This window comes from Pseudomonas sp. Z4-20 (assembly GCF_051131955.1).
Classification (GTDB): Bacteria; Pseudomonadota; Gammaproteobacteria; order Pseudomonadales; family Pseudomonadaceae; genus Aquipseudomonas; species Aquipseudomonas marvdashtae.
This window is the reverse complement of record NZ_CP071641.1, coordinates 1,875,330-1,892,103: the sequence shown is the minus strand read 5'-3', so window position 1 is coordinate 1,892,103 and position 16,774 is coordinate 1,875,330. Positions and strand designations below refer to the sequence as shown.

The following is a 16,774-nucleotide window of genomic DNA, read 5'->3' as shown; positions in this document are numbered from 1 at the left end:
AACCATTGCCATCACCGGCCCAGAAAAGGGAACTCCCATGATCTCGAACTCCCGCGGTGCCCTGCGTGAAGTGCTCAGCCTGCTCAAGCCGTTCCGGCTCATTGTCGTGGCGTCGATCCTGCTCGGCATGCTGGGCGGACTGAGCATCACCGCCCTGCTGGCAACCATCAACGACGCCTTGAACGCCGATGCCGGGCCGACGCCGCAGGTGTTGGCAACCTTCGCCGGCCTGTGCGTGGCGGCGCTGCTGACGTCAATTCTGTCGGACATCGGCACCAACCACGTCGGCCAGAACATCATCGCCAGCCTGCGCAAATCCCTCGGCCAGAAAGTCCTGCTGGCGCCCATCGAGCAGATCGAGCGATTCCGCAGTCATCGGCTCATCCCGATACTGACCCACGACGTCAACATGGTCAGCAACTTCGCGTTTTCCTTTGCGCCACTGGCCATCGCCTTCACCGTCACGCTTGGTTGCCTGGGCTACCTGGCCTACCTGTCATTGCCGATGTTTGCGCTGTTGCTGGTCGCGCTGGTGATCGGCACTGTCATCCAATACGTGGCGCGGGCCCGTGGCATCCGGGGGTTCGAAGCGGCCCGCGAGGCCGAAGACGCCTTGCAAAAGCACTACAGCGCAATCGCCGCCGGCGCCAAGGAATTGCGCATTCATCGCCCACGCCGCCAGCGCATGTTCAGCCAGCGTATCGAAGCCACCGCCGACCAGATCTGCGACACCAACATCCGCTCGGTCAACACTTTCGTGATCGCCAAGACCTTCGGCTCGATGCTGTTTTTCGTGGTCATCGGCTTGGTCCTGGCCTTGCAATCGCTGTGGTTGGGCACTGACAAAGCGGTGCTCAGCGGCTTTGTGCTGGTGTTGTTGTACATGAAGGGGCCGCTGGAATACCTGGTGATGACCCTGCCGGTGATCAGCCGCGCCAACATTGCCTTCAAGCGCATCGCCGAACTGGCCGAGCAGTTTTCCTCGCCGGAGCCGCACCTGTTGCTCAACGACAAGGGCGTCCCCAAGCCGACGCTCCAGCAGCTTGAATTGCGTGACGTGCATTACGCCTTCCCAGCGGTCGATGGCAGCCAGGCCTTCGCCCTCGGACCGGTCAACCTCTCCATCGCCCAGGGCGAGATTGTGTTCATCGTCGGCGAGAACGGCGGAGGCAAGACCACGTTGATCAAATTGCTGCTGGGGCTTTATTCGCCCCAGGGCGGCGAGATCCTCCTGGACGGCAAGCCGGTACTGGCTGCCGGCCGCGACGATTACCGCCAATTGTTCACGACGATTTTCGCCGACTACTACCTGTTCGATGAACTGGTGCAAGGCGATCAACAGGTGCCTGAAGACGCCAACCGCTACCTGCAGCGCCTGGAGATCGCCCATAAGGTCAGCATTCACGACGGCGTGTTCAGCACCACCGATCTTTCCACCGGACAGCGCAAGCGCCTGGCACTGCTCAACGCCTGGTTGGAAGAGCGCCCGGTATTGGTCTTCGACGAATGGGCCGCCGACCAGGACCCGGTGTTCCGGCGGGTTTTCTACACCGAGCTGCTGCCGGAGCTGAAGGCCCTGGGCAAAACCATCATCGTCATTTCCCACGATGATCGTTACTTCGACATCGCCGACCAACTGGTCCGGATGCAGGCCGGCCAGGTCATCAGTGAAAAGACCCCGGCAGCCTTCGCCTGAACCTGCCGACGCAATGTTTGTTGACCGCGAGAACACCATGAACGAACTGCTAGACGATGATCTGCTGGCACTGCTGCTCGACGAGGCCGCTGATGACATGCACGCCCGGTCCAACCGCCGCAGGCTGGACCGCGCGCCCTTGTCTTTCGCCCAGCAACGCCTGTGGCTGGAGCAACAGCGGGATCCGCTCCGATCTGCCTACAACCTGCCACGTGCCCTGCGCCTGACCGGCGAAATGAATGCCGACGCCTTGGAACAGGCATTGAACCGCGTCATCGACCGGCACGACATCCTGCGCACCGCATTCACTGAAATCGACGGTGCCGTCACCCAGGTAATCGAGCGTAACGCCCGCCTGCCCCTGCACCGGGAGGACCTCGCCGCGCTCGATCAGCCGGCACGGGACCAGGCGCTTTCACAGCGCATCGAACAGCACGCCCGGCAACCGTTCGATCTGACCCAGGCGCCACTGATGCGGGCAACGTTGCTCAGGCTGGGCAGTGATGAGCATGTGTTGTTGCTCAACATGCACCACATCGTTTCCGATGCCTGGTCCAACACGATCCTGATGCAGGACATGACCCAGGCCTATGCCCAGGCCTTGCGGGGCGATCCGTCACCGCTGCCGTCGTTGCCCCTGCAATATGCCGACTACGCGACCTGGCAGCGCGGCGACTATGTGCGCAGCCCAGCCTGCCAGCGCAGTGGCGCCTATTGGAGCGACTACCTCGGCCATGACTTGCCGGCATTGGAACTGCCTCATGACGTTGCGCGCACCGCGAATCAGCAACACATGGCCGGACGCGTGCAGGCGTCTCTCACCCCGGCGATGGTCCAGGCCTTGGATACGTTCTGTCAGCGAGAGGGGCTTACGCCTTTTGTCGTGGCGCTGGCGGCCTGGCAATTGTTATTGGCTCGGTACAGCAACCAGAACGATTTCACCGTCGGCGTTCCCAACGCCAACCGCAACAGCCACGAAAGCCAGGAGCTGGTGGGTTTTTTCGTCAGCAGCCAGGTGTATCGGGCGCGGATCGACTCGACCCGCGGCGCGCGGGATTTCCTCAGGGACCTGCGCGCCCAGTCGCTCGCCGCGCTGGAACATGCCGACTATCCGCTGGAGCTGATCCTGGATCAGCTGCAACGTCCCGGTGCACAGGGCGCCGGTGCGCTGTTCCAGGTCTTGTTCAACTGGCGCACGGGCTCGTCCTCACCGTCGGCGCCAGGCTTGGGTCAACTGGCGCTGGAGTTTTTGAATACCGGTGACAACCAGGCCAAGTTCGACCTGTCGCTGGACGTCGATTATTCCCAGCAACAGGTGCTGGCAACGTTCGAATACAGCCGAGACCTGTACCGCGCAGAAACCATCGAGCGCATGGCTGAGCACTGGCAGAACCTGTTGCGAGGCCTGATCGAGACGCCCGGATGCGCCCTTGGCGAACTGCAATTGTTGAGCGCCGACGAACACCAAAAAACCCTGGCCGACTGGAACCGCCAGCCGAGCCAACTGCGCAGCGAACAGTGCCTGCACCGGTTGATCGAAACCCACGCCGCCAGCACCGGCGACGCCATCGCGCTGACCTTTGAAGAGCAGCACATCAGCTACGCCGAGCTCAACCGACAGGCCAACCGATTGGCCCATCGGCTGATCGAACAAGGCGTCGGGCCAGACGTACTGGTCGGCATTGCCGTCGAGCGAACACCGCAGATGATCATTGGCCTGCTGGCGATTCTCAAGGCCGGTGGCGCGTACGTGCCGCTGGACCCGGCGTACCCGGCCGACCGCCTGGCCTACATGATCCAGGACAGTGGTGTCACGCTAGTCCTGACCCTGGCTCACTTGCGCGATTCACTGGCGCTGCCCGCTGGCGTGACGTGCCTGCTGCTGGATCCGCTCGATACCGACAATGCCTACCCGGAGCACAATCCGAATGTGCCGATGGATCCGGATAACCTCGCGTATGTCATCTACACCTCGGGCTCGACCGGCAAGCCCAAGGGCGCATTGCTCGCGCACCACAACGTCAGCCGACTGTTCCAGGCCACCGAGCACTGGTTCAATTTCGATCACCGGGACGTGTGGTGCCTGTTTCATTCCTACGCCTTCGACTTTTCCGTGTGGGAGATTTTCGGCGCCCTGCTGCACGGTGGACGGCTGGTCATCGTGCCCCACGCCGTGAGCCGTTCGCCGCAAGATTTTTATGCCCTGCTCTGCCAGGAAAACGTCACGGTGCTCAACCAGACGCCCTCGGCCTTCAGGTCGCTGTTGCAGGTCGCCTGCGCGCCTCGGCAGCCTCTCGTCCACCGGCTGCGGCAGGTGATCTTCGGCGGCGAAGCAATCGATGTGCAGAGCCTGCGCCCCTGGTTCGAACGTTTCGGCGACCAGGCGCCACGGTTGATCAATATGTATGGCATCACCGAAACGACGGTGCATGTCACCTGGCGTCCGCTGACGATGAACGATTTGCACAGCGAGGCCGCCAGCCCTATCGGCGAGCCCATCATCGACCTGTCCTGGTATTTGCTCGATGCGCATCTGAATCCGGTCGCCAAGGGCTGCACCGGCGAGTTGCATGTCGGCCGAGCCGGCCTGGCCCGTGGTTATCATCAGCGCGCCGACCTCACCGCCAGCCGCTTCATCCCCGATCCGTTCGACCCGCTGCCGGGTGGCCGCCTGTATCGCACCGGAGACCTGGCGCGCTACCGCAGCGACGGCAGCATCGAATACATCGGGCGCCTGGACCATCAAGTCAAGATCCGCGGCTTCCGCATCGAACTGGGGGAAATCCAGGCGCGCCTGCAAACATTGCCAGCGGTTCAGGATTGCGTGGTGCTGACCCATGAAGGCGCGGGCGGCTTGCAACTGATCGCCTACGTGATCGCAGCGCAACCGTCCACCGCCGAGCTGCGCGATGAACTGTTGGTCGCGCTCAAGGCGCAGTTGCCAGACTACATGGTGCCCAGCCACCTGCTGTTCATCGATCGCTTGCCGCTCAACGCCAATGGCAAGCTCGACCGCAAGGCCCTGCCGGAACCTGGTGCCCATCTTTGGCGTTCGCATTACCTGGCGCCGCGCACTCAGTTGGAAGAAGCCCTGGCGCAGCTCTGGCAACAATCCCTCAAGGTCGAGCGCGTAGGCATCGACGACAGTTTCTTTGAGCTTGGCGGGCATTCGATCCTGGCAATCGAACTGATCGCCAACCTCAAGGCACAGCTCAATATCACGGTGCGCCTGCAAGAACTGCTGGCCAACCCGACCGTCGCCAAACTGGCGCTGTTCATCTCGCACAAACACCGCGAACAAACACAATGCCTGGTCGCCTTGAACAACGCCCCCGTCAGCGCCCCGCAGCTGTTTTGCCTGCACCCCAGCGGGGGCATTGTGTTCTGCTACCAGCCATTGGCGCGCAAACTGCAAAACCGCGCGCGCACCTTCGGCGTCATGCACCGCGGCTTCAGCGAACCCCATGCAGGCCCCGAGGCATGGCACGAAATGATCGCCGACTACAGCCGGGAAATCCTCGCGACCCAACCACAGGGCCCGTATAACTTGATGGGCTGGTCCTTGGGTGGAACGATTGCGCTGGACATCGCGGCGACGCTGGAAAGCCAGGGTTACACGGTGGGTTTCCTGGGGCTGGTGGACAGCACGATTCCGGAACAGCTGTATCCCGTGACGTTGCAACGTCATCGGGAATTGCTTGCGCAGGAAAAAACCGACCCGGCTTCGCAGGATCTGCATGAGGCCATTGAGTATTTCGACCTGCTGTTTCCTGCCCTTACGGAACGTACCGCGACCTATCGACGGGAACACCCTGACAGCTCGGTCAAGGCCTTCCATGAGTGGGCCGCCGGCCAGATCGAGCCTGAGCGAGGCGACTTGCTGTCGATCGTGCAGAGCGTCAAGGAAGAGGTCATGAACGCCCAGGCGTTCTCGGTGCATGATCGGTTGCTGGAGGCCTTTGAGGGGTTCACTTTCAAGCCGGTACGGGTAAGGCCGAGCTGCTGGTGGACCCAGGCGGAGAAGACGCCGGAGGAACTGGCGTTTTGCGAGGCGTTGGTCAGGGAACATAGCTTGACTGGCGAGTTACAGTGCTCGGTGCATTCGCCGTTGCGCCATCGGGGCATGATCTTTGATGAGGGGTTGCTGGATTCGTTGGTCGAGGTGTTTTTGGCCGGCACGGCACAACAGCCATAGCACCGCAAAGAAGAACAGCACATAACCCGTGGCGAGGGAGCTTGCTCCCGCTGGGGTGCGCAGCAGCCCTTTTTGTGAGCGCTTCGCACTCAAGCGGGAGCAAGCTCCCTCGCCACAGGGTTTTGCGTTCTCCCGGCAACTTGCTGGACGGGCTGACTAACCCCATAAAAAAACCGACCCGCACATGGCGGGTCGGTTTTTTTGTTCTCGCGATGATCAGAACTGCGGCGTGTACTTCACGGTGAACATCAAGTTACGCGGATCACCAAAGTTATTGTTGCCATTGAGCTGGTTGTAAGCCGGCGTGATGTAGGTCTTGTCGAACAGGTTGTTGGCATTGAGCGCCAGATCGATTTCCGACGTCAACTTGTAGCCGACACGGGCGTTCCATACGGTGTAACCTGGGATTTCACGATCATAGTCGTAAACCAGTGTGTGACTTTGGGTGGTGAAGCCCAAGCCGGTGCTGACACGGCTCCAGTCGCCGGTGAACTGGTAGTTGCCCCACACGCGCAGCATGTGTTTTGGCGTCCAGGTGCTGAAGACTTTGCCTTCGTTACTGGCGGTGTCTTTCAGGTACTTGGTGGTGTTGTAGGTGTAGCCGGCGAACAACTGCAAGTTGTCTACCACTTCACCGCTGATTTCAGCCTCGATACCCTGGCTGCGCACGGTCCCAGAGGCACTGGAGCAGTTCAAGTCAGTACAGCCTGGAATTCTGACGGCACGGTTTTCATGATCGTAGCGGAAGACAGCCAACGAAGTGTTGACCCGACCATCCATCAACTCACCCTTGAGGCCGACCTCATAGTTGGTACCAACGATGGGCTTGAGCACCGAACCGCTAGGATCTAGGTTGGTCTGGGGCTGAAATACATCCGTATAGCTGGCGTACACCGCCCATTCGCGGCTCAGGTCATAGACGATGCCGGCATAGGGCGTGACCACCCCGGTTTCGGTTGCGGTGCTTGGGTCGACGCGTGTGATACCGGCTGAGTTTTGGATTTTCGATTTGTAGCTGAAGTCATACCAACTGACCCGCGAGCCCAGGATCAGCGTCAGATCGTCCACCGGCTTGACGCGCCAGGTGCCGTACAGGCCTTTTTGACGGATGTCATACTTGCTGAGGACGCCCCGGCCAGTCGGGCTGTTGATCAAGCTGTCATAGCTGATGTCCGGGCGGTCGTTGTCCAGATCGAAGATCGTGTCGCTGCTGGCGTTGAAAGTCCGGGCGTATTTGTCATCCGTTTCCAACTGGGAGAAGTTACCGCCGAGCATGACTTCCTGCTCCATCGACAGGGCTTCGAATTTGCCGACCAGATTCATGTCCAGCCCCACTTTGGTGGACTGGAAATCAGTCAAGAAGTGGGCATATTGCACACCGGTGCCATCGGGATTGAGACCGACAAGGGCATTTTGCGTCCGCTGATTCTTCGCCTGGTTGTCTTCGCTCATATACACGCCCCCCACCTTGAATGCCCAATCCTCATTGAAGCGATGCTCCAAATCGGCGTAGTAGGTGGTGACGTCGATTTCCGATCGGTTCCAGCGCGCGCCGGTGTAGGTCGAGCGCGACACGTCCGGCATCGAGCCGTCGGCGTAGCGTGGCAGGCCGCGGATGTTGCCGCGCGATTCACCGTTGGATTGGCTGACCGCGAAACCCAGGGTGGTGTCTTCGCTCAGGTCGATGTCCAGCGCGCCGTACAGCGAGTGGGTCTTGCTCCAGGCATGGTCGACGAATGAATTGCTCTGGTCTTCGTCGGCGACGAAGCGCCCGCGAATGTTGCCGGCCTCGTTCAGCGGGCCACCAGCGTCCAGTTGCAGGCCGTAGTGATCCCACGAGCCGGCCTTGCCGGTCAGGGTCACGGTCGGGGTGCTCTGGCCGCGCTTGCGCACCAAATTGACGGCACCACCTGGGCTGCCGGTGCCTTGCAGCAGGCCCGAGGCGCCACGGAGGATTTCCAGGCGGTCGAAGAAGATCAAGTCCTGGGTCGCCCAGTTGCCCAGCGAGTAGGTGTTGCGCGGAATCGGCACGCCGTCGTACTGCCAGTCATCGATCTGGAAACCGCGCGACGACAGGATCATGCCCTGGCCGACGCCCTGCAGGCCGACGATGCCGGTGGTCTGGTTGACGGCGTCCTTGAGGTTGACCAGGTTCTGGTCATCCATCTGCTTGCGCGTCATCACGGTGATCGACTGGGGAATTTCCTTGAGGGTGTGGGTGCCCTTGCCGATGGTCACGGCGTTGCTGGTGTAGGACTGGCTGCCTTCGGTCGTCGCCTCCAGTTCCGCGGCTTTTACCGTGGTCGCGCCCAGTTCCAGGGTTCCGGCGGCGGAACCCTTTGTCAGCATCAACGTGTTGCCCTCGAAACTGTGGCGCACGCCGGTGCCCTTGAGCAATTCGGCGATGGCCGCCTGCGGGCTCATCCTGCCGCTGACGCGGTTGCTCCTCAGGCCGGCCAGTTCGTCGGCGTTGTAGATCACTTGTTGGTTGGTCTGCTTGCCGAACGCTTGCAGCGCCTGCGGCAGCGGTTGTGCCGGGATGTCGAGGCTGACATCTTCAGCCATCACCTGGGCGCTAAATGGCAGAACGCAGACCAGACCCAGCCCCGTCAACATCCGGCGCGAACGCAGGCCGCGGGACATGACAAGTGCCTTGAACAACGGTTTCAACTCATGAATTGCCGACATCGCGCTCTCTATTATTGGTAAAGGTGAAAAGTCCATGGGGCCAAAGGGCCTGCCGCTCGCCAGCACGGGTGAACCCGCACCGTCGATTGCCTGGGGCAATGCATCGGTGCGTGGCCGACCGGCCCCTCCCCGGGCACGGTCGTCCGGCTGGACGACGGCTTAATTTTTTCCTGGACACAACCGGCGCCTGGGCTGCCCTGCCCGAGCCGATTTGCCCGCATACCTTAGTAAGACGCAGCACTTGGGAAAAACCGGAATGAGTTTATTTATCATTCGCGCATAAACTTAAAAAAAAGCCGACGCTCGCGGGCGTCGGCCTGTTGTTGAGTGAGATGTTGGCTGGGATGTCAGCTACCCTGCGCAGCCTTGGCGGCTTGCAGTTGCCGAGCCTGTTCGGTCAGGCGGGCCTTTTCCTCGGGGCTCATCGCGTCCATGCGCAGGCGCACCTGGGCGATTTTTTCCAGCTGCCCCGGAGCGCTCTCCTCCGCCCGCAACGCCATGGCGAGCGACGCCACGGTCGGATGATCGAAGACCAGTCCCGGATGGATGTCGCACTGCAACAACTTGCGAATGCCGGCCACCAACTTGATCACCAGCAACGAATGCCCGCCGGCGGCGAAGAAGTCGCGGTCGATGCCCAGCCGTTCAAGCCCCAGCAGCTGCGCCATGCGCGCGGAGAGCAATTGCTCCAGCGCATCACGTGGCGCGAGGTCTTCGTGGTTGCTCGGCGCGATCATCAGTTGCTGCAACGCCTTGCGGTCGATCTTGCCGTTGGCCAGGCGTGGGAAACGTTCGATCAATTGCAGATGCTGCGGCACCATCACGCCGGGCAGCCGGGCGATCAGTTCGCCACGCGCGGCGTCCAGCACGCCCGAAGACTGCCCTTGCCGGGCCACGACGAACGCCAACAATCCCTGCTCGGCCGACGCGGCCGGCAGCACCAGCGCTTCGGCAACTTGCGGCACGCGCAGCAGTTCGGCCTCGATTTCCGCCAGTTCGATACGGAACCCGCGCACCTTGACCTGCTGATCACGGCGACCGTGCAACTGGACAGCGCCGTCGGCGCGATAACGCGCCAGATCGCCCGTTCGGTAAAGGCGTTGCGCCGGGTCGAACGGGCTCTGGATAAACGCTTGCCCGTGCGCCTCGGCATTCAGGTAGCCCCGGCACAATTGCGCGCCGCCCAGGTACAACTCGCCCAACATGCCCACCGGCGCCAGGCGCCGATCAGCGTCGAGGATGTAAACCTGATTGTTGCCCAGCACGTGGGTCAGCGCCGAACAATCATCGGCTGCGCCGTCCAGTGACAACGGATGAATCATCACCCCGACCGTGGCTTCGGTCGGGCCATAGTGGTTGAACACCCGGCAATCGCTGCGCAAGCGTTTGATCCGCTCGACCAACGTCGGCGCAATCGGCTCGCCGCCGAGCACCAGCGTGCGCGGCAGTGTGGCGTGCTCACTGTCGAGCAGCGCCGCGAGGTGCGACGGGACGATTTTCAGGCAGTCGATCTGTTGCTGTTGCATGAATCTGCCAAACAACTCGCCGTCCTGCATCTGCTCATCAGTGGCGACGTGCAGGGTCGCGCCGTTGAACAACGCACCGAACAGCGCCGTGTTGCCCAGATCCGCCGCCACGGTGGAACTGAACGCGACGCTGCTGCACTGCCCAAGCCCCAACGTCCGGCTGGCCTGGGCGGTGTAGTTGAGCAGTTGCCGATGTTCGATCACTACGCCCTTGGGCACGCCGGTGGAGCCGGAGGTAAACAGCACGTAGGCGATGTCGTTGCCCTTGGTCATGAGCGCCGGCAACGGCGCGCTCGACAAGTCGAGCCCCCCCACCGTCAGCGCGGTGTATGGCTGCTCCTGCCAGTCAGGCACATGTAGCGCATCAGTCAGCACCACAGCGGCGCCGGCCTGCTCCAGCATCAACGCCTGACGGGCCTGGGGCCACTGAATATCCAGTGGCAGATACGCCGCCCCGATGCGCCAGCTCGCCAGCATCGCAATCACCAGGTCCACCGAGCGCGGCAAGGCCAGCGCGACAATCGAACCCTCGCCCAAGCCTTGGTTCACCAGGCCCTGGGCGATGCGCTCGACTTGGCTATTCAACTGGCCGTAGCTGAGGGATCGATGGGCGTCGGTCAGGGCAATCGCTTCCGGCGTCTCAAGCGCCTGATCCGCGATACGCTGCGGCAGGTAGCGCTGATCGACCAGCGCCTGCATCGTCGGGTTGATTGCCCGTAAGCGCTGTTCCTCTTCAGGCCCGAGCAAGTTGAGCTGCGCCAGCGGTGTTTGCGCAGCCGCGAGGATCGAAGCCAACAGCACGTCGAATTGTTCCAGCACGGTGGTGGTCGCCGCAGACGAATAAAGCGAGGCGGCGTAATGCAGGTTCACCGAATCAAGCCGCTGGGCGTCGTCCAATTGAACGTGCAGCAGCACCTCGAATCCGTCGTCCCGCGCGGGTAAAGACTCAGCCGCCCAGGCCAAACCCCCGCTGCTGTTGGTAATCGGCGCCCGGCCTACCGTAAAGCCATAGGCCGGATACGCCGCGTCTGGCGCCAGCTCCGTCGCCCAGTATTCCTGCCAGGTGCGATGTGCTTCGAGGCGTGCCGCCAGCTCCACCAGCCACTCGCTGAACGGCGCGGTGGCCGGCAGCGGAACGCAAAGCGGCAGGTTTTTTTCGAACACGCCAATGGCATTGGCGAAGTACTCGTAGTCGCCTCGGCTGTCGTGGCGCACGCCGACCAGCGCCTGTTCGAGGCCGCTCAGGAGCCCCAGCAATACCCACCAGGCGCCTTGCAGCAACGTCGCCAGCGGTTGGCCGAGTTGGTCGGCCAAGCGTTGCAAGGCGTCGCGCCGGGCCGGTTCCAAGCTCAGCGATACCTGCGCATTAGCTGTCCCGCTGGCGGTGCTGCGTGCGGCCAGCCACGGTGTGTCGATATCCGCCTGCAAGCCTTGCAGGTGTTGCTGCCAATAAGTCCGCGCAGTGGCGGCGTCTTCATCGAGCACCACTTCGCTGCGCCATTCCAGATACTGGGCGAACTCGCCCGGCGCTTCGTCTTCCGACGCCTGGCCCGCGTACGCTTGCCGTACCTGTTCCAGCAACAGGCTCATCGATCGGGCATCGGAACTGTAACGAGCGATGCCCAGCAGCAATTGCCATTGCCGTGGCGCCAGGCGATACAGCACGGCCTGGACACTGGCCGATTCGCCCAGCACAAAAGCGCGACCGAGGGTTTCGTCAATCTGCGCCCGGACTTCATCGGCGCGCTGCTCGCTGGCCTGTACCGTCAGCGGGAAGCGCCCGGCATCGGCGGCGGCTTGACGCAGTCCGTGGAAACCGCCGACCTTGGCCAGGCCCGCCAGCACCATGGGTTGCTGCGCCACCACCGTATCGAAAGCGACCTGCAATCGCTGCGAATCGAGATCGCCGTCAATGACCACACTGAACCAGCGCAAGGCCTCGCCGCAGGTCACCGTGCCCGTCAGCCATTCAACTTCCCGTTGTTGCTCGGGCGTCAGGGCGAAACCCGGATCCTGCGCGTCCATCATCACCTCGTTCATGCTCCGGTTTCCTCGGTATTGAATGCGCCCCGCGGGGTTTGCCCAAAGGCAGGTCGTTGCAGGCTGGCATGGTCATACATGTCGCCCATGGCGACGACGATCTTGCGCGGCCCCTCGAACGGGTCGCGGGCGTGGGCCACGAGCATGTTGTCCAGCAGGATCACATCGCCCTTCTGCCAGTCGAAACGCACCGCGCAGGCCTCGTACAACTCGCCGATACGCGCCATCACCTCGTCTTCAATCGGTGTGCCGTCGCCGTAATACACGTGACGAGGCATGCGCTCCAGGCCGTACATCGACAACAGGTCCTGGCGCACGTCCGGCTCCAGCCAGTAGACGTGGTGCAGCTGCACCTGGTTGAAGAACGATTTCTCCCCGGTGATCGGGTGCGTGATGATCGCCGGCCCCGGCGTGCGGGTTTGCAGCTCATCGTTATCGAGCCAGCGCCATTGAATGCCACCGGCCCGGCAGCGCGTCTCCACTTCAGAACGATCCTCGGTCTTGAAGAAGTGCTGCCACGACACGTCGAGCTTGTCGGTGAAGGTGCGCACGTACAGCAGCCCCTTGTCCTCAAATTTTTCGCGAAGGTCTGCAGGAAGCTTTTCGTACATCAAGCGGCAGTCCACCACTGGCGTCGCACCGCCTACGGGCGCGGCTTGCTCGCAATAGAACATCTGCTTGCGCGGCCAGCGGTCCTGGTGGGAGCTCTCGTTGTGGAACAGGATCATCTTGCGTTCCGGGTACGGCGTGGAACGGTAGGTGTTCTTGCCTCCCTCCTTCTTGGGAAGATCGCCATATTGGCCGTACAGTCCCGGTTGTATCGCTTCGGCGAAGGCTTCAAAGCCCTGGATGCCGTCCAGCGCGAAACCGCGGAACAGGATGCCGGCGTGTTCGGCCAGCTTCTGCTCGATCAATGGCCGGTTCTGCTGGATCCACTCGACGACGTCCAAGTGTGGCTCGCCAGGCTCCATCATCAGCGGGAAGCGCTGTGGCGCGGCCACCAGCGATTCGCGCACCAACGCCGGTCGAGGCCGGGCAGCCGGAGTCGCCGCGCGCTTGAGAAACTTGCCCAGTTTGTCGGCCTTGGGCCCCGGGACGTTGGCAGGCGTGGCGGCTGTCGCCACGTTGTCGACTGGCATGCTGATAGCTCCCAATTGAATGTCCTGATCAGCGACGATCTGTTCCAACAGGGCCGTCCAGGCCTGGATCAGGTACTGGATGCGCTCATGTCCGAACAAGCCTGTGGCGAATTGCCAATTACCGCGCAATTGCCCTTCTCCTTCGTCAACGAACAACGCCATGTCGAATTTAGAATGGGTCTGCAGCGCCGGCAGGAACTCGACGCTCAAGCCCGCCATGGCGCGGCTGCGCACCGGCACGTTGTTCATCACGAACAACACCTGCAGCAGCGGGCTCATGCCTTTGTGCCGCGGGACGCCCGAGGCCTCGACGATCTGGTCGAACGGCAGGTCCTGATGCTCCAGCGCGCCGAGCAGGTCGTCCTGGGTCTGCGCGAGGAATCGGCCGAAAGTGGCGTCGGCGACGAAGCGCGAACGCAGCGGCAGGACGTTGACGAAGAAACCGATCAGGCGCTCCAGCTCGGGCTGTTCGCGCCCGGCCACGTCGGCACCGACCACCAGATCCTGCGTAGCGCAGAGTCGATGCAACAACACCTGGAACGACGCCAGCAACGTGCTGTACAGCGTAACACCGGCCGCGCTGGATACTCGCCGCAACGCGGCGCTGAGCCCGGCAGAAAGCTCGAACTGCAACGCATCGCCTTCATAGGACGCCGTCGGGCCACGAGGATTGTCCAGTGGCAGATCGAGACGGCCGTTGTAGCCGTCGAGCCGGTCTTTCCAGTAATCGGCCTGGCGCGCCAGCACGCCTTGTTCCTCCAGCGCTTGCTGCCACAAGGCGAAGTCGTGGTATTGGACCTCCAACGGCGCCAGCGGCATCGGTTCGTTGCGCGAGGACGCCTCGTAGACCTGCACCAGCTCATTGATCAACAGCCCCATCGACCAGCCGTCGGAGATGATGTGGTGCATGGCGTACAACAACACATGCTCGGTCGGGCCCAGGCGCAGGATCCGTCCGCGCAGCAGCGGCGCCTGTTCCAGATCAATCGGTGTACGCGCATTGTCCAGCGTCGCCTGGGCGACGTGTTCCTGCTGGGCACCGGGCGAGAGGTCGGACAGATCGATCAGCGGGAAATCCAGTTGGACCTCATCGACGATCAGTGCCACCGGGTCGCCTTCGTCGTCCTGGACGTAGGCGGTGCGCAGCACGGCGTGACGGCGTGTCACTTCGGCGAAGCTGCTCATCAGCCGCTCGACCGACAACTCGCCACACAGCCGCAACGCCATGGGCATGCCATACGCCGATGTGCCGCCGGCCAGCTGCTCGGCGATCCACAACCGCCGTTGCACCAGCGACAGCGGCGCCGATTGCCGTGGGCCATGGGCCTTGAGCCGGACCTGGCTGGAGTCGCCCGCCCGCACCGAACCCTCGTCGCCAGCGCTCATCACTGCCGCCAACGCCTTGAGTTGCGGGTGATCGAACAGGTCGCGCAGGCTCAATGGATAAGTCGTCAGCTTGCGTAACCGGGATATGGCCTGGGTCGCCAGCAACGAATGACCGCCGCGCTCGAAGAAATGGTCGTTGCGACCGACTCGCTCCACTTCCAGCACCGCTTGCCAGACGTCGGCGATGCGTTGCTCGAGTTCGCTGGCCGGGGCCGCGTAATCGCTTTGCTGCACCCCGCTCTCGATGCCCGGCAACGCCTTGCGGTCAAGCTTGCCGTTGGGCGTCAGCGGCAGTTGTTCGAGGAACAGCCAGTGCGCCGGGATCATGTAGTCGGGCACGCTTGTCTTGAGATTGGCCTTGAGCTGATCACGCAGGGTGCTGGCGTCCGCCTCCTGAGCCGAAGCGACCACGTAGGCCACCAGTTGCTGGCCGCCCGCGCCGTCCTGAGCGAGCACCGCCACTTCCCGCACCGCCGGTTGTTGTAGCAACCGCGCCTCGATTTCCCCCAGCTCGATGCGCAAGCCACGGATCTTCACTTGATGGTCGAGGCGGCCCTGGTATTGGAGCACGCCATCGGCGCGATAACGGCACAGGTCACCGGTGCGGTACAGGCGTTCGCCGGTCGTGGAAAACGGATTGGGTACATATTTTTCCGCAGTCATCGCCGCCCGCCCGAGGTAACCCCGGGTGATGCCCGCGCCGCTCAGGTACAGCTCCGCCGAGACGCCTTGGGGCACCGGTTGCAGGTTTGCGTCCAGCAGGTAGCTGGCGGTGTGCTTCAGCGGGCGACCGATGTTCGCCGTGCCGCCGGCAGTGCGGCGGGTCCAGGTCGAGTAGGTCGTGTCTTCGGAAGGACCATAAAGGTCGTAGACGTGCTCGATGGCTGGCTGTTGGTACAGCGTCTCCACCAGGCTCTGCTTCAGCGGTTCACCGGCCAGGTTGATGATGCGCACGCTGTCCGGAATCTCGCCGTTGCGCTGTAACGCAGCGATGACCGAGGGCACGCTGTTGATCAGCCGGACTTGATCGCGGGCCGGCAGCTGCGGCAGTTCCAGGGCGTTGCGGGCGATGATCAGCGAGCCGCCGTTGGCGAGCGTGACGAACAGCTCCCACACCGACAAGTCGAAGCACACCGAGGTGGAAGCGAGTACGCCTTGGATGTCGTCGCGGCGGTAGACCGATTTCGACCAGTCGATCAGCGCCAACACGTTGCGATGGGCGATGGCCACGCCTTTGGGTTTGCCGGTGGAGCCGGAGGTGTAGATCACATAAGCAAGATTGTCGGGTTTAACGCTGCTCTGTGGTGCGTCCAATGGATAGCGTGAAAGGTCGAGCTGATCGAGCAGCAGCACTTCAGTCTCGGCCGGAACCGTCAACGTCGCCGCCACTGCCTGCTCGGTCAACAGCACCCGCGCACGGCTGTCATCGAGCATGTAGGCCACGCGTTCGGCCGGATAATCGGGGTCGAGCGGCACGTAGGCACCACCGGCCTTGAGCACCGCGAGCAAGGCGATCAGCAACTGCTCGGAACGCGGCATCGCCACGCCCACTCGCACTTCCGGGCCGACGCCCAGCTCGATGAGCTTGTGGGCCAGGCGATTGGCGCGGCCGTCGAGTTCGCTGTAGCTCAGCCGAATATCATTGAAGGTCACCGCTAGCGCGTCTGGAGTAGCGTCGACTTGGCGAGCAATCAAATCGTGGATGCACACGTCCTGTTCGAACGGCGCGTCGACTGGATTCCAATCATGGGTCAGGCGCTGATGCTCATCGAATTCCAGCATCGACAGTTCACCCAGGCAGCGCTCGCCATTGGCCGTCATCTGCCCAAGCAACTGCGCCAGATGCGCCGCCAACCGCTCAACCGTATCCGGAGCAAAGCTCGCCAATTGATAACTCATGTGCACCGACAACTGCCGCTCCAACCCCACCAGCAACGTCAGCGGGTAGTTGGTCTGCTCCTGGGTGATTGGCGAGCCGAAGCGCAAACCGTCCGGCGCGCCTTGCTCCAGAGCCTGGGCGATCGGGTAGTTCTCGAACACCAGCAGGCTGTCGAACAGCGCGTCTCCGCCCTGCCCGGCCCAGCGTTGGATGTCCAGCAATGCG

Annotated in this window: 5 protein-coding genes (1 of these 5 running past the window's edge); 2 read left to right on the top strand and 3 right to left on the bottom strand. The window is 62.5% G+C overall.

The window, feature by feature from the left end; all coding sequences use genetic code 11:
- The first annotated feature begins 37 nt into the window (after nt 1-37).
- Together J3P82_RS08740 and J3P82_RS08735 are read left to right on the top strand one after the other, a co-directional pair.
- Nucleotides 38-1,696: a cyclic peptide export ABC transporter gene (locus J3P82_RS08740; RefSeq protein WP_434562293.1), complete on the top strand. Its 1,659-nt coding sequence runs from the start codon at nt 38-40 to the stop codon at nt 1,694-1,696.
- A 37-nt stretch (nt 1,697-1,733) separates the two neighbouring features.
- A complete protein-coding gene (locus J3P82_RS08735) occupies nt 1,734-5,891 on the top strand; it encodes an amino acid adenylation domain-containing protein (protein ID WP_434562291.1) in 4,158 nt (1,385 codons plus the stop codon).
- A 216-nt stretch (nt 5,892-6,107) separates the two neighbouring features.
- Here the strand turns inward: J3P82_RS08735 and J3P82_RS08730 are convergent, their stop codons facing one another.
- The 3 genes from J3P82_RS08730 to J3P82_RS08720 form a co-directional block, all read right to left on the bottom strand.
- A complete protein-coding gene (locus J3P82_RS08730) occupies nt 6,108-8,579 on the bottom strand; it encodes a TonB-dependent siderophore receptor (protein ID WP_434562289.1) in 2,472 nt (823 codons plus the stop codon).
- 347 nt (nt 8,580-8,926) lie between these two features.
- Complete coding sequence (locus tag J3P82_RS08725) at nt 8,927-12,145, bottom strand: non-ribosomal peptide synthetase (RefSeq protein ID WP_434562287.1); 3,219 nt, start codon at nt 12,143-12,145, stop codon at nt 8,927-8,929.
- Nucleotides 12,142-16,774: the end of a non-ribosomal peptide synthase/polyketide synthase gene (locus J3P82_RS08720; protein WP_434562285.1), read on the bottom strand. 8,855 nt of this gene lie beyond the right edge of the window; the window shows 4,633 of its 13,488 coding nt (coding positions 8,856-13,488); its start codon lies off the right edge, out of view; the stop codon is at nt 12,142-12,144. The genes J3P82_RS08725 and J3P82_RS08720 overlap by 4 nt, the downstream gene beginning before the upstream one ends.